Origin of the sequence: Acinetobacter sp. XS-4 (assembly GCF_023920705.1) — a bacterium.
Taxonomy (GTDB): Bacteria; Pseudomonadota; Gammaproteobacteria; order Pseudomonadales; family Moraxellaceae; genus Acinetobacter.
This window is the reverse complement of sequence record NZ_CP094657.1, coordinates 2,850,279-2,872,475: the sequence shown is the minus strand read 5'-3', so window position 1 is coordinate 2,872,475 and position 22,197 is coordinate 2,850,279. Positions and strand designations below refer to the sequence as shown.

Annotated in this window: 11 protein-coding genes; 9 read left to right on the top strand and 2 right to left on the bottom strand. The window is 36.4% G+C overall.

The features are described from left to right. Window positions 1–12: 12 nt before the first annotated feature. From MMY79_RS13415 to MMY79_RS13395, 5 genes are all read left to right on the top strand, one after another. Window positions 13–357: a hypothetical protein gene (locus tag MMY79_RS13415; protein WP_252609318.1), complete on the top strand. Its 345-nt coding sequence runs from the start codon at window positions 13–15 to the stop codon at window positions 355–357. Between the two features lie 123 nt (window positions 358–480). Continuing rightward, a complete protein-coding gene (locus MMY79_RS13410) occupies window positions 481–1,497 on the top strand; it encodes an aspartate carbamoyltransferase catalytic subunit (protein WP_003652674.1) in 1,017 nt (338 codons plus the stop codon). Between the two features lie 12 nt (window positions 1,498–1,509). Then, the gene (locus MMY79_RS13405; protein WP_252609316.1) at window positions 1,510–2,745 is read left to right on the top strand and encodes a dihydroorotase; all 1,236 of its coding nucleotides are present in this window, start codon (window positions 1,510–1,512) and stop codon (window positions 2,743–2,745) included. A 213-nt stretch (window positions 2,746–2,958) separates the two neighbouring features. Further along, the gene (locus MMY79_RS13400; protein WP_252609314.1) at window positions 2,959–4,374 is read left to right on the top strand and encodes an OmpA family protein; all 1,416 of its coding nucleotides are present in this window, start codon (window positions 2,959–2,961) and stop codon (window positions 4,372–4,374) included. A 93-nt stretch (window positions 4,375–4,467) separates the two neighbouring features. Then, on the top strand, window positions 4,468–5,247 hold the full coding sequence (locus MMY79_RS13395) for a F420-dependent NADP oxidoreductase (RefSeq protein ID WP_252609312.1): 780 nt from the start codon (window positions 4,468–4,470) through the stop codon (window positions 5,245–5,247). 14 nt (window positions 5,248–5,261) lie between these two features. Here the strand turns inward: MMY79_RS13395 and MMY79_RS13390 are convergent, their stop codons facing one another. After that, a complete protein-coding gene (locus MMY79_RS13390; RefSeq protein ID WP_252609310.1) occupies window positions 5,262–5,888 on the bottom strand; it encodes a glutathione S-transferase in 627 nt (208 codons plus the stop codon). Window positions 5,889–6,102: 214 nt separating this feature from the next. Between MMY79_RS13390 and MMY79_RS13385 the strand changes: the two genes are divergently transcribed. The 3 genes from MMY79_RS13385 to MMY79_RS13375 all read left to right on the top strand — a co-directional run bounded on the left by MMY79_RS13385 (window position 6,103) and on the right by MMY79_RS13375 (window position 18,692). Further along, window positions 6,103–6,861, top strand: coding sequence for a hypothetical protein (locus tag MMY79_RS13385; protein WP_252609308.1), 759 nt, complete (start codon window positions 6,103–6,105; stop codon window positions 6,859–6,861). A gap of 102 nt (window positions 6,862–6,963) precedes the next feature. Next, window positions 6,964–7,866 (top strand): hypothetical protein, encoded by a 903-nt coding sequence (locus MMY79_RS13380; protein WP_252609306.1) that lies wholly within the window; start codon window positions 6,964–6,966, stop codon window positions 7,864–7,866. A 20-nt stretch (window positions 7,867–7,886) separates the two neighbouring features. Further along, window positions 7,887–18,692, top strand: coding sequence for a calcium-binding protein (locus MMY79_RS13375; RefSeq protein ID WP_252609304.1), 10,806 nt, complete (start codon window positions 7,887–7,889; stop codon window positions 18,690–18,692). Window positions 18,693–18,818: 126 nt separating this feature from the next. Here the strand turns inward: MMY79_RS13375 and trmB are convergent, their stop codons facing one another. Further along, the gene (gene trmB, locus MMY79_RS13370) at window positions 18,819–19,535 is read right to left on the bottom strand and encodes a tRNA (guanosine(46)-N7)-methyltransferase TrmB (RefSeq protein ID WP_252609302.1); all 717 of its coding nucleotides are present in this window, start codon (window positions 19,533–19,535) and stop codon (window positions 18,819–18,821) included. Between the two features lie 145 nt (window positions 19,536–19,680). Between trmB and MMY79_RS13365 the strand changes: the two genes are divergently transcribed. Further along, window positions 19,681–22,119: an ExeM/NucH family extracellular endonuclease gene (locus tag MMY79_RS13365; RefSeq protein ID WP_252609300.1), complete on the top strand. Its 2,439-nt coding sequence runs from the start codon at window positions 19,681–19,683 to the stop codon at window positions 22,117–22,119. The last annotated feature ends 78 nt before the right edge of the window (window positions 22,120–22,197 follow it).

Sequence of the window (22,197 nt, the reverse complement as noted above, 5' to 3'; positions counted from 1 at the left end):
GGGATACTATAAATGAAAGATATGTTGGGGAATGGTTTTATTGCTAATGCAGATGCTTTCTCTGTGGCCACACAAATATATGTGCGTATGCGTCGTGTGACAGGGCGGGTAATAGATGCAATGTACGTTATTCAAAATAAAGATTATGCCAAATATGTAATTACGGTGGCGTTAGAAACAGAGGATGATGAATTAAAGCGATGTGTTGAGAGATTAAGATCGTTAGTTGACACACTACCGGAGCCTTCTCAAAAAGAAACGCTTGCTGTTGTGAAGGTCGATGAAGAGCCAGAAATAACAGCCGAAGACATTTATCGGGCACAAGTTCCACATCATTATATTGGTGCATTAAGGTAATCTCGAATAAGGCTCTAAATTTTTGGTCAATTTAGGGCCTTATTCTGTAAAGTTCTTCTGCGAAAAGAGCGGAATTCAGCTACACTATGCACGTTTTCGCGATTCGACCCATAGGAATCCATTATGCATATTGCAGCGTTGCATCAGCCGAGCCAGGTTCAGCTCAATCAGGACGGAAATTTAAAACATTTTTTAACGATTGAGGGACTTTCAAAAGAAAACCTCACGAAGATTTTAGATACCGCACAAAGCTTTTTAGATGATAATAATAATTTAATTAACCGTCCGCTCTTAGAGGGATTGACGGTTATGAATCTTTTCTTTGAAAACTCCACCCGTACTCGTACTACTTTTGAAGCAGCAGCAAAACGCTTGTCTGCCAATGTATTGAATATTGATATTGCACGTTCAAGTACTTCAAAAGGTGAAACGCTACGAGATACGCTCTGGAACCTTGAAGCAATGGCTGCCGATATTTTTGTTGTCCGCCATTCATCTTCGGGCGCTGCACATTTCATTGCTAAAGATGTATGTCCAAAGGTCGCAATTATTAATGCTGGAGATGGACGTCATGCTCATCCAACGCAAGCGATGCTTGATATGCTTACTATTCGCCGTGAAACAAAGAAACCTTTTGAAGAGTTGAGTGTTGCCATTATTGGAGACATCAAACACTCTCGAGTAGCGCGTTCGGATGTAGCAGCATTACAAACCCTCGGATGTAAAGATATTCGCGTGATTGCACCGAATACATTATTGCCAGTGGGCTTTTCGGAATATGGCGAGCATGTTCGTTTGTTCAACAATATGGATGCAGGGATAGCAGATTGTGATGTGATTATTGCTCTACGTATTCAAAATGAACGTATTGACTCTCCAGCGTTATCTTCACAGTCTGAATTTTACCGAATGTATGGTTTAAACAAAGAGCGTCTTGGTTTAGCTAAACCGGACTGTATTGTCATGCATCCGGGACCAATGAATCGTGGTGTAGAAATTGACTCAAGTGTTGCGGATGGGGACCAGTCGGTTATTTTAAAACAAGTAACCAATGGTATTGCTGTTCGTATGGCTGTGTTGGCACTGTCAATGCAAGGCCAACTTCAAGAGCAAGGTTTAATTGAAGCGATTACGTTGTAAGGAATGGATCACATGAGTATTGTAAAAATTGAAAATGTACGTGTGTTAGACCCAATCCAAAAAACAGACAACGTACAAACTGTATATATTCAAAATGGCAAGCTAGTTGCGCCAGCAGAGCAAGTTGAACAAACCATTGATGGTCAAGGCAAATGGTTAATGCCAACCATGGTTGATTTGTGCGCGCGTTTGCGTGAACCTGGTCAACAGCAACACGGTACACTTAAATCTGAAGGTAAGGCAGCACGTGCTAATGGTATTTTGCATGTAATTACGCCACCAGATTCAAAGCCGATTGTACAAGACAACGGCGCGCTTATTCATGGCTTGATTGAAAAGGCATGGCTTGATGGCGGCATTCATATGCATATTATTGGTGCTCAAACTCAAGGTCTGAATGGTAAGCAACCTGCAAATATGGCTGGTCTTAAAAAGGGTGGTTGTACTGCTGTTTCAAATGCCAATGCTGCTTTTGAAAATGATGATGTGGTTATTCGTACTTTGGAATATGCAGCGGGTCTTGGCTTAACGGTTGTGTTCTATGCCGAAGAACCACAAATTGCTAAAGATGGATGTACACACGAAGGTTTTATTGCTTCTCGCCAAGGTCTGCCAATGATTCCGGCGCTTGCTGAAACTGTAGCGATTGCAAAATATTTGCTTATGATTGAAGCAACTGGCGTAAAAGCTCACTTTGGTTTGTTGTCTTGTGGTGCATCGGTTGAATTAATCCGTGCAGCAAAAGCAAAAGGCTTACCTGTGACTGCCGATGTTGCAATGCATCAGTTGCATTTAACTGAACATTTAACTGACGGTTTCAATTCACTTGCACACGTTCGTCCACCATTGCGTTCTGAGCAAGATAAAGAACTTTTACGTCAAGGTTTAAAAGAAGGCGTAATTGATGCAATTTGTACGCACCATGAGCCTTTAAGCAGTTCAGCAAAAATGGCACCTTTTGCTGAAACTCAGCCAGGCATTACCGCTTTTGATACCTATGTATCTTTAGGCATTCAACTCATTAATGAGGGTTTATTCGAACCTCTAGAGTGGGTTGCTAAAGTTACTAGTGTGCCAGCACAGGTTGCGAATATGACCTCGCGTTGGGAAGGTGAAGCTGGATGGGTATTAGTAGATCCTGCTTTAAGTTGGACGGTAGGCAAAGACACAATTTTATCGCAAGGAAAAAATACCCCATTGTTGGGTCAAACCTTGACGGGTAAAGTGCTTCAAACTTTTGCTAACTGATAAAGTATTTAATTAAAGTAAATTTAAAATATAAACAGGTAGATCAATAAGATCTACCTGTTTTGTAAGTACTAGATGGAAAATTGTATATAAATTATATAAAAAACAATAAAAGATTGAAGGAAGATTAGAATAAAAAACTATCAGCAAAGAGAAGTATTTGAATAATCAAAAGTTGCTGGTTACGACGTATAAGATTCGGGAGAATAACCAATGTCGATAAACCCTATAGAATTGCTCAAAGAAAAAGTATCTTCAATATTATTAGATGAACAGGATGGATACCTAGGCGAAAAATCGAATGCTTTATCTAAGTTTTATCCAATTTTACTTTCATTATTAGCTGCTAAACCTGATCTTATCGGACAATTAAAAAACAGTTTGGCTCCTTCATTATCAGAACTTTTTTCTCATAATGACCAAATCAAAAATACTGTGCTTACCCATTTAAGTGGTACAGCACCAAATAATGAAATAGAAAGCACGCTCAATAGTGCGATTAAACCCAGCCTTAATGCAATTTCAGATGTTGCAGGAAATGACCAGCAAAGTATCGTGAATTACTTGCGCCAGCATGCAGATACTATTCGTTCATATTTACCAGCATGGGCAGTAGGTCTATTAGCTCCGCTAGGACTTGGTGCAGGTTTATCTTCTGTTACACCATCAACTGCTCCTCCGCTTGCAGCAGCAACTGAAAATACAGGTAAGTCTCGTGGGTTCTTACCCATTATTGCCCTCATTATTTTGGGTCTGATTATTGCTTGGTTATGGCGTTCTTGTCAGCATAAAGAAGCTGTACCAGCACCAGAACCGACGGCTGCAAGTGGTGTTGAAGCTGCTGCAGCACCCGCTAGCTTAACTTTAAGTACCGATGACAAAGGTACAGTGAGCCAGTGTCAGGCTGGAATTGGCGATCAAGGCTTCTTGGCAACGCTACAAACCAACGTTAAAAGGGTTTTTTCAACAACTCAAGATTGTAAGGTGGATACAAGCCAAACTTATGCAGCTTCATTTACAGACAAAGATGCACTTGCAGGTGTGTTAGGGGCATTAAAAGGTGTGCCAAATGCATCTTTAGAATGGATAGGCGACAAAATTACTTTGAAAGCGGGTGATGCGGCAGCATTAGAAGCTTTAACTGCAAAAGTAAAAGCATTGGTGCCACATACAGAAGTTGTCGGTACAGCACCAGTAACAGCTGAGCAATCTGTAAGCAATAGCTTAACTGCTTCACAAACTGCTCTAGGCTCAATTGACCCGAACAATGTCGATGTAAATGCTTTGGTGAAAGCACTTAACTTGCAAATTATTAATTTTGCGAGTGGTTCAAGTGAAATCCCAGCAGATAACAAAGCCATTCTTGACCAAGCTGCAACACTTTTAAATAAAGTGACTAGCGTCAAATTAAATGTGGGTGGTCATACCGACTCAACAGGTAACGCTGCTGCAAATAAAGCTTTGTCTCAACGCCGTGCTCAAGCAGTTGTAGATTATTTAAAATCTAAAGGTGTGGATGCTTCTAAATTAGTTGCAGAAGGCCATGGTTCTGATCAGCCAGTTGCAGAAAACACAACAGAAGAAGGTCGCTTTAAAAACCGTCGTATTGAGTTTTCAGTAGCCCAATAATCGACTTATTTATGAAAAATTAGTTATTTTAATTTGAAAAAAGCTTCTCATTTTGAGAAGCTTTTTTGTTGAGACAAATAATATTGGATTGATATGAAAATCAGTTTGGTTGGAAGTGGGCGAGTTGCCTTTCATTTGGCAAAGGCTTTATTGGGCCAAGGTCATAACATCGTACAAGTCTATGCGCGTGATTTTGATAAAACCCAAAAATTTGCAGAGAAAATTCAAGCAAAAGCATGTCAGTCTCTTCAACAATTCCAGCCGACCGATCTGATCATTCTTGCAGTTTCAGACAGTGCAATCGTAGAGCTTGTAAAACAGGTTCATGAATTTTTTCCTGACACACTTATTGTTCATACTTCAGGTAGTACTAATATTGAAGTCATCAGTCATATGCATGAAAAAGCAGGAGTGTTTTATCCATTACAAACATTTAGCTTTGAAAGAGATGTTGATTGGTCTGCAACGCCGTTATTTGTTGAAGCAATAACAGAGGTTGATCAGGAATTACTTTCCGATTTAGCAAATAGCCTAAGCAATCGAGTATATCAATACACCTCGAAGCAGCGTTTAACTTTGCATTTAGCTGCCGTATTTGCCTGTAATTTTAGTAACTATTGCTTTGATATGGCAAAACAGGTTGTAGATAAAGAGCAGGTCGACTTTAGCTTGCTCTATCCTTTAATTATAGAAACAGCAAAAAAAGCCACTGAAAATGATCCAAAGCAAATGCAAACAGGGCCTGCGGTAAGGGGAGATCAGAATATCTTGGCAATGCATCAAGACTTATTGGCTAAAGCAAATCGAGATGATTTAAAACAGGTGTATCAACTTTTAAGTGATGGCATTTTGAAGCGCCATCACTCAGCTTAAAGCTTATTTTAAAATTAAGGTTCGCCGTTATTGCCCCATTTTAAGAAGCCAGCACGCTGATTTAACAGTTCAAAATATTGGTCGACATGCTTAAGCGTTGGATGGTCAAAAGGAGTAGCTTTCCAGCGCTGTACAGACAAACCGACTGGAATATCGGCTAGGGTGAACTCAGTACCTGCAACATAGGCCTGAGTTTTTGCGAGTTGTTGATCAAGAATCTGCATATGATGATTCCAGTCATCAATACCTTGTTGTAATAAGTTTGGATCTTGATGATCTGGAGAATGTCGAAGCAGAGACATAATCGTATAAGTCCAGCTGTTATTCAGCTCTATTGCTTGCCAATCAATCCACTGGTCAACAAAGAATCTTTCTTTTGCTTGAGTAGGGTAAAGTTGATGTTCTTTATCGTAAGTATTTGCTAAATAACGGATAATACTGTTGGACTGCCAAAGGACTAAATCGCCATCTAAAACAACAGGAATTTGCCCATTTGGGTTTAATTGTAAATATTCAGGTGATTGAGCAGAGCGAAAGCCTCGTCCCCAATCTTCTCTTTCATATTCAAGATTTAACTCTTCACACAACCATAAGACTTTGCGAACATTAATGGAGTTATCGCGCCCTAAAATTTTTAACATATTGTTTTCTGACTTTTCGTGAGTTTAAGTAAATTGAATGTAATACAAATTCTTTAGTTATTTAAGATTTAATAATAAAAAAGATCAGAGAAAAATACTGGTTATGAAAACATAAATTTTCGTATTTTCTGTTTCGTTAAGATGGAATATGTACAGACAGTTTTGTATAGTTGGTGTTAAAATAATGTATTGAAAATGAAAATATAAATTCTTAATGTATATTAATTTTACAATTGATGATCAAGAGAAGATCATTGGGGATGGCGTAATTCAAGTAGGTTGGTTTCTGGTAGATGATAAATCTACCTTGCTTTATGAACCACCTTACAGAATGCGCTCAAAGTCTGAAACTAAGCATGCAAAGTCAGCAAGTCGTTGTCCTGCGGTATTACAACTCGAAAGTCGCTACTTCGTAGTGAATTGTCCTTTTGATTTTCATTTAAGATTTGCGCGAGATGCAAATGGAAAACCGACATTAGTTAATGTATTAGGCGACCAGTCACCTGTTCGAGCCAATAAATTACGTGAGTTGCTAACGTTGGTAAATGAAAATGAATGGCGTAGACCCCAAGTGCCAATTCTCCAACTTAAATTATCCTATTGTTTTATAGCTGATGAGGTTGTGTATTTAACTCAACTCGATGCGTTTGGACATTACCGTAAAAGTCCCTTACCTGGAACTATTTTTGGTGGGCGTTTCCCAATTCATATTTGGCCTAGACCATTAATGTGGGCTTTTGAATGGCACGATACATCAAAGGATTTAATTTTAAAACGTGGTGATCCTTTATTTTACTGCCAGTTTGACGGCTTTGACCCATCACGAACTGTTAAGTTAATTCAAGCAGAAAAAACACCTGAGCTTATGCATTATATTGAACAAATATCTAGTGTTGTCAATTATATGAATCAGACATTTAGTTTGTTTAATGAAGTAGAGAAAATAAGACCAAGGTTTTTGTTAAAAAAATAAATGAAAAATTGTGATTAATTTAAGTGTAATATTTATTGTGAATTGAGATTGAGTCACAATATATTTTATTGAGTTTTTAAAATAGTATTGGGTGGGGGTTGTGTGTTTAATTTATTATTAATGGGGCTTTTAATTATTTTTGGTTTTTTTTTAATCTTATGGCTAATTTTTAAATTTATTATTTTTGTTGTTAAGAATATCTACGCAAAGTATATTTTTTTAATATTGTCCTTGATTTTATTTTTAATTTGGGGTGGCTATTTTATTGTAAAAAATTATGAGCAAAGAAGAATGGAAAGAAATTTTTGTTTGCAGGTTGAAAATTTTAATACAGATCAATTGTATGGGAGAGCGATGGCAAGTTATTTTCAAAGTTATAAAGATGATATTATCTTTAAAAAAACTAAAGATAAATTAGATAATAATGAAAAAAGTGATAATGCAACTTACAATCTTTTTGTTTTAAAGGAGAATATTCGTAATCTTGATGACTTGCAAAATGCTTTAAAAAAACAAATTGAAAATCCATATAATACAATTAATTCAAAAGTTCATGTAAAGAAAATGGGAAATAAAATACTTGATGAGGATTTGGTATTGGATGGTATTTCTTATGGTAGTGTTGTGGTTTTAACAGGGTTTTCGAAAATACGAGATAATATTGATGTAAATAATAAAAATCTTTATCAGCAGTTTAATAATAGAAATAGTTTTTTGTTGACGCTTTCTTCAGATGGGGATAAGAATAAGCAAAAATTTTATCCATATAACTGTTGTAGTGTTATTAATTATAAGAGTGTAATTAAGAATAAGAAAATTAATCATATTTCCAATCAAAAGATAACTAAGTATTATTTAGTTATTTCGCATTATGATTATAAAATTAATACATTTATTGAGGATGGGAAGTATATACCAATTGAAAAAAATAATATTGAAACCCAAATATATCCTATTGATGAATGTGGGAGGGTTTATTTTAACAATTATTTTAGTGGTAATTAAAATTTTTTAAGGGGTTAAAAATGAGTACAATTCCAAGTGTTAAACAAATCCTAACTCAATACCTTTGGGGGCAGGAAACTATGCCTTCATCAACTGAGTTAGTTGATCCAAAATGGATTAGAGAAAATGATGATGTCTTTGAAAAGGAAATTGATCAATATGAATATATGACCGTGGGTGCGGGTAGATATGCTACAGTCGATATGGTGCCTTTATTTAACAAATTTTTTGACTCAAAATTAGCAAATTTACCCGCTGGAACTTATAGCTTTAAAAGCTTGGTAGATATTTTATATGCATCTAAGCCAGAATCTGAAAGACCAACTATTAATTCAAAATTTGATATTTATCAATATCAGATGGATATTCATTCTGCTGATTATGCTCAGAGATCTTATGTACATGGGAGTACTAAGTTTTCTTTCAATTGGGAATCGATGAGTTTTATCGTTAATTCAGATGGCTCAAAACAAATAAAAAATTTACAAATAAGTGCTGTAAATGATGACTTTAATTATGAAAGTACTACAGCAGTAGCAGATATTACAAATAATATGACTGAGGAGTTGTTGGACCGCTCAGGTCTTGGTAGAACTGTCAAATTAGTTTTTACAGGTGAAGCACCAGTAATTAGTAGCTTAACCTCTGCAGAATTTTATGCTCAAAAAAATAGTAATGAAAATATTAGAGAAACTTATAACGAGCGGGTCAAAGATAATTTTGGAATAGGTAATATTGATCTTAGCCAAATAGCAATGTTTGAAGGGGTGATGAAATATATTTTAGATAGCGGAATAACTACACCTAAAGATATAAATGGTAATGATATTTATTATGTGGATATTAATAAAAGTTTAGATTTTAAAATTTTAAATAACATTCTTGGCGATTTAGTATTAGTCGGTAATGATTCTAACAATATTTTAGAAGGGCAAAGTGGTGATAATTATATCTACGGATTTAGTGGTGTAGATACTCTGAAAGGTGAATTCGGAGATGATTATTTATTTGGAGGAAGTGGAACAGATACATTATATGGTGGACATGGAAATGACTATCTATATGCAAATTCAAAAGATGACTCTAATGACACCGGGTCTAATGCTTTATATGGAGGGGTAGGAAATGATTACTTATATGGTGGATCAGAAAGCGATATCTTGGTTGGAAATGGAGGAGATGACAAAATATATGGTGGTGCTGGGAATGATATTCTATATGCTGGAGATAAAGAAAATGATTTAACTGCTCGTGGTGGGGAGAGTGATTTTCTTTATGGTGGAAAAGGTAATGATATTCTTCACTACAATAAAAGCTTTCTTTTTGGTGGAATAGGGCATTTAGAGGGTAATGAAGGATTTGATACATATAAGGTGGGTGGTACGGTTATTGTAAATGATAGTGACGGTAAAGGTATCTTATATTATGATAATAAAAATTTGCTCGGCGCCGAAATGCGTTATCAATCTGATAGCTTATCGCCACCTCCAACTTTAGATTTTAGCAAAAATGGTTATGATATTAATGATAAAACAACTGGAAGATTGGTTGAGATTGCTAGAACAGATAAGTATGTAAGATATATTGTTACTGGTGATATTAATTTTAAATATAAAGATTTAACTACAGAAGCTTTAGATACAAGAAGTAAAAATGATACTGACTTGGGAATTAAGTTTTATGTGACAGTTTATAAAGATATACCACCACCACCACCACCTTTTAAACCACCTCATAATCCACCTACACGTTCAGACCCCTTGACTTTAGATCTAAACTTTGATGGTAAAATTAATACAGTTGAATTAACACAAGGTGTCAATTTTGATTTGGATGGTAATAAATTTGCAGAAAAAACATCTTGGATTAGTCCACAGGATGGGTTTGTTGTACTGGATTTAAATAAAAATAATGAGATTGATAATGGTGGAGAACTTTTTGGTACTGATACTTTATTAGCGAATGGTAATAAGGCTATTGATGGATTTCAAGCATTAGCTCAATATGATGAAAATAAAGATAAAATAATAAATGAGAAAGATGAGGTTTATAGTCAGTTAAAAATTTGGAAAGATTTAAATCAGGATGGCATCTCTCAGACAAATGAGCTCTCTAGTTTATCTGAGTTAGGTGTTAAATCAATTTCAGTTAATAATAAAAATATAGATGTTACAGATGAAAATAAAGTTGTTCATACTAATAAAGCTACTTTTGAACAAGAAATATTGGTAAATGGAGAGTTAATTAAAAAAATAGGACTCGCTGAAACTTTGCTATTTGAAGTAAATACCTCAAATACAGTTTGGCAAGGTAAAATGAGTAGTGAAACAGGTATACCTCTAGATATTTTAGTATTACCTGATTTACCAGGTTATGGTTCTGTCGCTTCATTACATACAGTAATAGCAAATGATACAACAGGAATATTAAAGTCATTGGTGAGTAAGTTTGCGACAGCAGCGGTTGATGAACAATTATCTCTTACTCATCAAATTTTATTATATTGGACTAATAATCAAAATATATCTGACACAGCCACAACTTATTCTCAAGAAGGAATGAGTAAACAGCAATTTGAAATTTTAAAAGTATTATTGGGCAAAAGTACTGAGTGGAGTGGATGGCCTCCACATCATTCAGCAGCAAGAGAGTTAGAAGCTTTTTATCAAAAAGTTTTAAAAAATGCATATAGTCAATTGTTGAGTCAAACAACAAAAAAAGATTTCATAGATCTAATCTTATTTCAAGAGGAAAGAATCTATGAAACAACGATAAGATTACCTGTGATAGGTTCAAACCCATATGCAACCATCCAACAAAGCAGTTGGGATGGGAAAGCACCAACACCTCATCCTGAATCAATTGTATTAAATGCGGCTTGGAAGCATGTAGATACAATTTGGCATGGAGATTTTAATTTAGCAATTGAAAGGTTAACAGAATTATTTTTGCAGAATAATCAATTAGGAAAGATTGAAATTGAGCAATTCCAGTTAATTGTACATGGTTTAGATCCTAATCATGATGTTCTATATAAAGAGTTATTTGAACAATTTTCTCTAAAAGCTCAAGAAATTACTGACGAAAATTTAAGAGGCTTATTATTAGAATCAATTTACGTCTTAGATGATAATCTAACTGGTACGGAACAAAATGATGTAATGAGGTCTTTTGGTGGTAATGACAATATTACTGCTTTAGGTGGAGATGATACAGTTTATGGTGGTATTGGTAATGATACGATTTATGGTGGCATTGGCAATGATTACTTAGAAGGTAATCAGCATGATGATAGACTTTATGGCGATGTCGGCAACGATGTATTAACAGGTGGTTCTGGTAATGACTATCTGGATGGCGGAGCTGGCAATGACAGTTATGTATTCAATCTGGGCGACGGCCAGGATACGATCAACAGTTATGAATATAATAATCTCAAGATAGACCGGATTATCTTTAATGAGGGAATTGAAGCCTCGTCTGTAAGTGTTAACCGTGATGCTAATGATTTGATTGTTAAATACTCAGAGCAAGACCAGATTACTGTCCGTGGCTATTTCGATAGTAATGGAGAGGCAGCGGGTCGAATCGACCAGATTGTCTTTATAGACGGCACGATCTGGGATGTTGCTACGATCAAGGCAAAGGTGCTGGTAGCGACTGCCGGGAACGATATTCTGCAGGGATATAATAGTGCAGACCGTCTTGGAGGATTAGCAGGGAACGATACATTGTATGGCTATGCTGGCAATGACTTATTAACAGGTGGTTTCGGGAATGACTATCTGGATGGTGGAGCTGGCAATGACAGTTATGTATTCAATGTGGGTGACGGCCAGGATACGATCAACAGTTATGAATATAATAATCTCAAGATAGACCGGATTATCTTTAATGAGGGAATTGAAGCCTCGTCAGTAAGTGTTAACCGTGATGCTAATGATCTGATTGTTAAATACTCAGAGCAAGACCAGATTACTGTCCGTGGCTATTTCGATAGTAATGGAGAGGCAGCGGGTCGAATCGACCAGATTGTCTTTATAGACGGCACGATCTGGGATGTTGCCACGATTAAGGCAAAGGTGCTGGCAGCAACGGCAGAAAACGATATTCTGCAGGGATATAATAGTGCAGACCGTCTTGAAGGATTAGCAGGGAACGATACATTGTATGGCTATGCTGGGAACGACGTATTAACAGGTGGTTCTGGTAATGACTATCTGGATGGTGGAACTGGTAATGACAGTTATGTATTCAATCTGGGCGACGGCCAGGATACGATCAACAGTTATGAAAATAATAATCTCAAGATAGACCAGATCATTTTCAATGAAGGTATTCAAGCCTCATCTGTAAGTGTTAACCGTGATGCTAATGATCTGATTGTTAAATACTCAGAGCAAGACCAGATTACTGTCCGTGGCTATTTCGATAGTAATGGAGAGGCAGCGGGTCGAATCGACCAGATTGTCTTTATAGACGGCACGATCTGGGATGTTGCTACGATCAAGGCAAAGGTGCTGGTAGCGACTGCCGGGAACGATATTCTGCAGGGATATAATAGTGCAGACCGTCTTGAAGGATTAGCAGGGAACGATACATTGTATGGCTATGCTGGGAACGATGTATTAACAGGTGGTTCCGGTAATGATTATCTGTATGGTGGAGCTGGCAATGACAGTTATATATTCAATCTGGGTGACGGCCAGGATACGATCAACAGTTATGAATATAATAACATTAAGATAGACCAGATCATTTTCAATGAAGGTATTCAAGCCTCGTCTGTAAGTGTTAAACGTAATGACAATAATCTGATTATTAAATACTCAGAGGAAGATCAGATCATTGTTCGAGATCATTTTAATAATGACTTTGAATCTGGAGGTCGAATCGACCAGATTGTCTTTATAGATGGCACGATCTGGGATGTTGCTACGATTAAGGCAAAGGTGCTGGCAGCAACGGCAGAAAACGATATTCTGCAGGGATATAATAGTGCAGACCGTCTTGAAGGATTAGCAGGGAACGATACATTGTATGGTTATGCTGGGAACGACGTATTAACAGGTGGTTCTGGTAATGACTATCTGGATGGCGGAGCTGGCAATGACAGTTATGTATTCAATCTGGGCGACGGCCAGGATACGATCAACAGTTATGAAAATAATAATCTCAAGATAGACCGGATTATCTTTAATGAGGGAATTGAAGCCTCGTCTGTAAGTGTTAACCGTGATGCTAATGATTTGATTGTTAAATACTCAGAGCAAGACCAGATTACTGTCCGTGGCTATTTCGATAGTAATGGAGAGGCAGCGGGTCGAATCGACCAGATTGTCTTTATAGACGGCACGATCTGGGATGTTGCCACGATCAAGGCAAAGGTTCTGGCAGCGACTGCCGGGAACGATATTCTGCAGGGATATAACAGTGCAGACCATCTTGAAGGGTTGGCGGGGAATGATACATTGTATGGTTATGCTGGGAACGATGTATTAACAGGTGGTTCTGGTAATGATTATCTGTATGGTGGAGCTGGCAATGACAGTTATGTATTCAATCTGGGTGACGGCCAGGATACGATCAACAGTTATGAAAATAATAATCTCAAGATAGACCAGATCATTTTCAATGAAGGTATTCAAGCCTCGTCAGTAAGTGTTAAACGTAATGACAATAATCTGATTATTAAATACTCAGAGGAAGATCAGATCATTGTTCGAGATCATTTTAATAATGACTTTGAATCTGGAGGTCGAATCGACCAGATTGTCTTTATAGATGGCACGATCTGGGATGTTGCCACGATTAAGGCAAAGGTGCTGGCAGCAACGGCAGAAAACGATATTCTGCAGGGATATAATAGTGCAGACCATCTTGAAGGGTTAGCAGGGAACGATACATTGTATGGCTATGCTGGGAACGACGTATTAACAGGTGGTTCTGGTAATGACTATCTGGATGGTGGTTTTGGTAATGATAGTTATATTTTTGGCTTAAATTTTGGTCATGATATAATCTATAACTATGATTATGAGCAAAATCGTCAAGATATTATTTCTTTTATAGATGGATTAACACAAAAAGATTTTGAGTTTCATAGAAATGATAATGATTTAATCATTCAGACTATTGATATTAAAAATAGTATTACTGTTAGGAACTATTTTGAAAAAGAAGCTCTTGGAAGTTATCGAATTGATAAGATTAAATTCTCTGACAATACAATATTAGACATTAATGATATAAAAAAATTAACCTTATTAGGTACAGAAAGTGCTGATACTTTAAGGGCTTTTAAAGATGGGGCGACTCTTTTTGGTAAAGGGGGTGATGATACTATCTATGGTAATACTGGTTTGGATTCCCTTTATGGCGGTATTGGAAAAGATATACTTTATGGGGGGGAGAATAATGATGATTTAGATGGTGGAGATGATAGTGATTTACTATATGGCGGAAATGGAAATGATTATTTAAAGGGTGGAGCTGGAAATGATGAATTATATGGAGGAGATGGAAGTGATACGTATATTTTTGATAGAGGTTTTGGAAAAGATATAATAATTGATACTAATAGTATTGATAATCTAAATAAAGTTTTACTAAATAATATTTATGCTGATGAGGTCGTTTTTATTAGAGGTGGGTTTGATTTAAAAGATCTTGTTTTGCAAATAAAAGGTTCTAGTGATTCGCTTACTATTAGATCATTTTTTACAAATGACCCATACTCTTATAGTAAAGGTGAAAATTACTATGAAAGTATTGAGGTGGTGGATAAGAGTTTTGATTTTAAATATATTGTTGAGGAAGTTAAAAAAGGTAGTGATTATAATGATTCAATTTATATAAGAGATGAATATAATTACTATATAAATTCTGCGGATGGAAATGATGTAGTTAATGTTGTTAATGGAAGTTATATTGTTGATTCTGGTAATGGGGATGATAAAGTTTATATTGATAATGTTGTAAATTCTTCAATATATGGTGGTAATGGAAATGACTCTATTAATATTAATGGTGGTTTGAATAATGTTGCTTATGGAGGTGAGGGGGATGATTTATTAAAAGGAAATGGTAGTGGAGTAGTATTGAGTGGTGGCTATGGTTACGACACCTATGTAACTAGTGGTGGAAATATTATTGATTTAGATTATGCTGGTAAAATTATAGTTGATGCAAATCAAATGTATTTTAAGTGGTCTCAAAGTGAAAGCGGAATTACTAAGTGGCTTGTTAGCCAGCCTAATGAAAATACTGCTAATTTAACTTCATATACAGAGTACTCATCAAATTCAAGTTTAAGTCAATATCAATATACTAAATTTAGTAACCGTTTAGCAGATATAGAATATGATGCAATAAAGGGAGAAATTTCTCTATTAAAAGATAATGATATTTATTTTAAAATTCAAAATATTTTTGGAATGGATGAAATAGATAAAATTAAAAATAATATGGATGTTTTTATTTCTGGAACAGTTTCTTATCGTGCAGTAACTGCTTTTAACTATAAGGAATTTATCGAAACAAAGTTATCATTTTCTGATTTTATGGAGCAGGGTAAAGTTGTATCAAAATATGATCAAACCGATAATAAAATTTATGGTTTAACTCAATTAGGTAAAGATACTATTTATGCAAATGGAGGTGATGACTATATCTATACAGGACTTGGAGAAAGTCTTGTTTATGGCGAATATGGAGATGATTATATCATTGCAACTGATATTAATGCTTTAGACGAAGTTTACGGTGGTATAGGTAATGATACAATTTATAATTATGATATTAATAATTTAAATTTAACCAATAATAGTAATTTTTATCAAAGAGATAGGCTGTATGGAGGAGATGGTAATGATATTATTAATGTTAGATATCAGAATGCTCAAGTCTATGGTGGAGATGGAAGTGATTTGTTAACAGGTAGTGGTGAATTATATGGAGGAGATGGAAATGACATATTGAAGGCTGGAAATGCTGGAGCTTATTTAGATGGTGGAACTGGGACAGATCATCTTGTCGGTGGCTCGGGTGATGATACTTTTATTGTTGATGAGCAAGATACTTATGAAGAAAATGACCCGAATGGCGGTTATGACATAATTCATATTTCACAAAATATAGATCTAAGTTTAGGTTACTTAGAAGCTGTGACATTGTTAGGTAATCAAAATTTAAGTATTTATGGGAATACTTCTGATAACAAGCTTATTGGTAATGCCGGTGACAACTTTATCGATGGCCGTGCTGGTAGTGACTTTATGCAGGGTGGCTCAGGTAATGATTATTATGTTGCTGATACAACCGAAACTATTGAAACTGATGGGAATGGTAATACTTACATTATAGACGGAGATCAAGTTGTTGAGGATGTTGATGGTGGAATAGATACTATTGAGCGTTGGCAAGATGCTCGTTTTATTGGTCAGGATGAAAATGGAAATCCTGTATTAACAGATAGTTATAAAATATTAGAAAATAATATAGAAAATCTAATTTTAAAAGGTAATGCTAAAACAGGATTTGGTAATGATCTTGATAATATCATTATTGGAAATGAACAGGATAATTATATTGATGGGTTAGCAGGGAATGATACCTATATTTTCGTTAAAGGTGGAGGCACAGATATCTATAGTTTTGCAGATAGCATTGATGCCTTAAATATATTAAAAATTCAAGGTTATTCAGCTAATGATATATCTGCTCAAAAATATGGCGATAGTGTATATCTTAGTTTTAAAGGTACAAATGATCATATTTGGCTTTCAAATTATTATGCTGTAGATACCGAAGATACAACATATAAAATGGACCAGATTATTTTTGACTCTGGAGACGTTTGGGGTACCAATGATATTGATGCATTGGTTAATAGAGCTTTAACAAACCATGCTCCAACTGTGAATGCAGCTATACCTTTAATTACAAGTAATCAGGGAACTGAATTTAGCTATAAATTTGCTAATAATATTATTGTTGATCAGGATAGCTGGGATTCTTTGAGTTACAAAATTACCTTAACGACTAAAGATGGTAGTGGGCAATATCAAGCTATCCCATCATGGTTAAGTTTTGATGCCGCAACACAAACTTTATCTGGAAAACCACCTACAAATGTGACTGGCAACTTATCGTTCTTTTATTGGGGAACAGATATGTATGGTTACGGGACCGCAACTTCATTTAATTTAAAAGTTAGTCTGCCGAACCAAGCCCCAACATTGTTAAATGCAATTGCAGATCAAAGCGTGACGGATGCTAAAGCATTTAGTTATACAATCCCAACAACAACATTTAAAGATCCAGATGGCGATACATTAACGTATTCGGCTACCTTAGAAGATGGCTCTCCATTACCATCGTGGCTTAGTTTCAACCCAACTACAAGAGTGTTGAGTGGTACTTCACCTGATAATACAGTACCGTTAAATATTAAAATCACAGTAAAAGATATTGCTAACCAATTGGTTTCTGATGTGTTTAAGTTAACATTTATGGTGCAGAACCAGACCATAAATGGAACAAGTAATGCTGATACCTTATATGGGGCATCTGGTAATGACACAATAACAGGACAAGCTGGTAATGATATTCTTTATGGACAATCTGGCAATGATACTCTAAATGGTGGGGCTGGTAACGACACAATGTACGGCGGAAAAGGTGATGATATCTATATTATAGATAATGCAACCGACATTGTTAGTGAAAGCCTTAATGAAGGTACAGATACTGTTCAAAGTAGTGTTACTTATACATTAGCAAATAATGTGGAAAATCTCACATTAATTGGCACAACTGCAATCAACGGAACAGGAAATACACTGAATAACACCATAACAGGAAATAGTGCTATCAATACTCTAACAGGAGGCGCTGGTGATGACTATCTGGATGGTGGTGTAGGTGCAGATAAATTACTAGGTGGACTAGGCAATGATACCTATATTGTTGATAATATAAGTGATGTAATTACTGAAAATGTTAATGAAGGTACTGATACTATACGAAGTTCAGTGTCTCTAACATTAAGTAATAATGTGGAAAATTTAATCCTGACAGGAACAAGTGCTATTAACGCTAAGGGTAATACACTTAATAATGTACTGACTGGTAATAGTGCAATTAACACTTTAACAGCAGGTGCAGGTGATGATTATCTGGATGGAGGAGTTGGTGCTGATAAATTACTGGGCGGTATAGGTAATGATACTTATGTAATTGATAATTCAGGTGATACTGTTACAGAAAATGCTAGTGAAGGTATAGATACGGTTCTGAGTTCTATTACTTATACATTAGGTAGTAATTTGGAAAATTTAACTTTAACTGGTTCAACAGCCATCAATGCAACAGGTAATACATTAAATAATACACTTACAGGTAATAGTGGAGTAAATGCTTTAAATGGTGGAGCTGGTAATGACATTTTGGATGGACAAGGAGGAAATGATCAACTTACCGGCGGAACGGGGGCTGATACCGCCTTATATCAATTATTAGTTCAATCTGATGCTCTTGGTGGAAATGGTACAGATGCCTGGTCTGATTTCACTATGGGTAATACGACTTCAAATACAAACGCAGACAAAATTGATATTGGCGATTTATTGATTGGTTATTCAGGCACTTATAATTTTACTAGTTTAGAACCATTTATCAAAACGATTGTGAGTGGTTCAAATACACAGTTGTATATTGATAGGGATGGAGTAGGAACGACGTATAGCAGTTCATTGTTGTTAACACTGAATAATACAAACGCTAGTTTAAATGATCTAATCAATAACCAACAAATTATTATTTAAAAATTAGGGTGATAAGACCAAAAGTATTTTGGTTTTATCTTAACTTTTTAAATAATTTCAAAACATTAAGGGCATTAAATACTAATATTTAATGCCCTCATTTTTTCGCTATCTGGTAGTCAAATTTTACTTAATCTTTTTAAAGATAAAGTCATTAATCTTATGACCTGACTCAATACCACGGCGTTCGAACTTAGTGACTGGGCGCCAGTCTGGGCGAGGATAGCTATTACCTTTACCTGCCAAGTTTTCAAGATCTGGACGGTTATCTAATACATCTAGTATCCATTCTGCATACGGTTCCCAATCTGTTGCAGCATGGAACGTACCGCCAAGCTCAAGTTTTTGTTCAACCAATGGCATACGCTCATGAGCAACAAAACGGCGTTTAAAATGACGTTTCTTTTGCCAAGGGTCTGGGAAGTAAAGCTGAACGCAGTTAATACTGTTGTCTGGCATTTCACGTAAAACCTGAATTGCATCTGCATCAAGTACACGTAAGTTTTTAACTTCTGCTATACCTGCTTCATATAGGCATTGAGCAATACCAGGTACATGGACTTCAATACCCACATAGTTGCGTTCAGGGTTTGCTTTTGCCATAAGTACTAACGAACGCCCCATACCAAAACCGATTTCAACAGTTAATGGACGCTCTGGGTGTTCGAAGTGTTGACGTAAGTCGCCAACAGGATATTCCAAAATTAAATCGAGATGTTGTTCTAATGCCGTGCGTTGAGACGTATTAAGTGGTGCTGAGCGACGCATAAACGTCACAATTTCACGGTGTTCAGGCAAATTGTCTAAGTCTGCAATTTGCGTTTCTAACTGATCGATCGACATAACCTTGGCAATATTGAAATTCAAAAGCGGTATTTTAAGTCTTCAGGTGATCAAGTCAAATGTTTCGGTGTTTTTCTTCATGTAGATGTCATGATCAATATTTACTCTAAGAGACTAATTAAAACTCATATGAACACTTTTACTCATGAAAACTTTTCAATTAAGAACACTTTCGGTCTTTTTAAGTGCATTAGGTGCATTTTCATATAGCTCAGTTGCTCAAGCGCAGCTCATGTTTAGTCAATATGTTGACGGCAGCAGCAATAAAAAAGGCTTGGAAATTTATAATCCAGATGGCGCTACAGTTAATTTAGCCGATTATGAGATTCAACAATTTAATAATGGTGGTACAGCAAAGACTGTGGCTTTTCGTTTACAAGGCACGCTCGCGAGTAAGCAGAAGTTTTTAGTGGGGCGCTCAGAGTTACAAACTGAGCTTGGAAGTAAAGTAAATCAAGTCGCTGCTTTATCTTTTAATGGAGATGATGCGGTTGTACTTGTTTATAAAGGAACGCCTGTAGACCGTTTTGGCCGCATTGGTGAGCGTCCAGCAGTGGGATGGGGGACGGCAGTTTCAAGCTTGGGAAATAGTTTTAAGCGTATTGAAACAGAAAACCCAGCTTTAAGTGTTGATGCAACCGCAGCATTTGATTTGGACCATTCATGGTCGGCATGGGCAAACCGAAATGACTTTTCAAATTTATCAGGTTCTACAACTCAGCCTCCTGTTGAAACCGTAAGTTGCTCAAGCTCAGATACAGCTATTGCTGACTTGGCGACAGCAACTCAAGAGCAGACTTATACTGTCCGTGGTGTGATTACAGCTGACTATCGTTATACCAATGGTTTCTCTGGTTTTTATGTTCAGACACCAGACACGAAAGCACGTGCAAATGTCAGCAATGCGATTTTTGTTTATATTCCAAATAGCAGTACTGTAAAAGGTGGGCAAGTTGGCGATGAAGTTATTTTGCGTGGTCGTTTAACGAGCTATCAAAATCAGCTACAAATAGATCAATTACAACAAGATATTCAAACCTGTAATAGCAATATGGCAAATCAGGTTCAGCCGATTAGCCTTGAACTCCCGTTTACTAGTTTAACGAGTGGCTCAACCAATTCTCCGCAGCGTTATCAAGGTATGTTAGTCAAATTACCTCAGACTTTAACGGTGAGCGAGAACTACAATTACGGTCGTTATGGTGAGTTATCGCTGAGTCTAGGCCGTTTATATATCCCAACTAATTTATATCCAGCCTTGTCGCCAGAAGCTAAAGCTCTAGCTCAGAAAAATTTATTATCGAAAATTATTTTTGATGATGGCTATAACAATCAAAACCGTACACCGTGGCTACCAAGCAATTTTAGTGCTGCCAATACGCTACGTTCTGGTTATCAACTTAAAAATGCTGAAGGTATTTTAGAATATCGTTTTAATGGTTGGCGTGTACAACCTGTGCTTGGACGTAATCAGCCTGAAGTTATTACTCAAACAAACCCGCGTCAAAGCGTCCTTACTAAAAATGCGAATCACATTCGTGTAGCTTCATTTAACGTTTTGAACTATGACAATGGTGCAACAGGTTTCCCAACAGAGCGTGGTGCGACAACACAAGCTGAGTTTGATAAACAGCATCGTAAAATTGTGAGTGCATTAAAAGCAATTGATGCCGATGTGTACGGTTTAATGGAAATTGCGAACAATGGTTATGGGCCTAATAGTGCAATTGCCAATTTGACCAAAGCTTTAGGTAGCGATTGGAAATATGTGGTTCCTGAAAACTTAGACCGTTTAGGTGGTGATGCAATCGCAGTTGCTATTATCTATAACAGCAAACGTGTTAAGCCTTTAAATAAACCTGTCGTGCTTGATTTAGGCGACAAGAACCGAACAACTTTGGCGCAAAGTTTCCAAGCAGTTCGTGGCAATAAAACATTTACCGTTATTCCAAACCATTTGAAGTCAAAGGGCTGTACTGGAGTAGATGCGAACTCTACTGACGCAGACCAAAAAGATGGTCAAGGCTGCTGGAACCCAACTCGTGTGAAAGCCGTTGATCAAATTGTGCAGTGGTTAGCGAAAAATCCAACTCAAGTGCAAAAGCAAAATGCTTTACTTGTAGGGGATATGAACAGTTACGCAAAAGAAGAACCTATTTTGTCATTTGAAAAAGCGAACTATAAAGTTTTACTTAATGACGCTAAGGTCGGTCAAGGTACTCAGGCATATAGTTATGTTTTTGGTGTTGCGAGTGATGCCAACGGTAATGGTGGAGCAGGTAACCTAGACCATGCAATTGCTGATGCAGCTTTATATCCAAAAGTGGTCAGAACCTTTGCATGGCATATTAATGCAGATGAGCCAACGGTTCTAGATTACAACGAAGAATATAAAACGGATGAGCAAAAGGCATTGTTCTATGGTGAAGATGCTTATCGTTCTTCAGATCATGACCCTGTAATTGTCGATCTAGATTTAAATGGAAAGGACTCAAGTCATCCTGACGATGATAAGAAAAATGGGATTTTTGATTTATTAACTGAATTAGTGAACTGGCTTAGTCAGCTTTTTAAGCGTAATTAACGGAAAAATTGCGTGACGCAAATGTGTTTTATCATATTTTAAACAATCGTCACGCAAGACAACTTGCAAGGAATGACT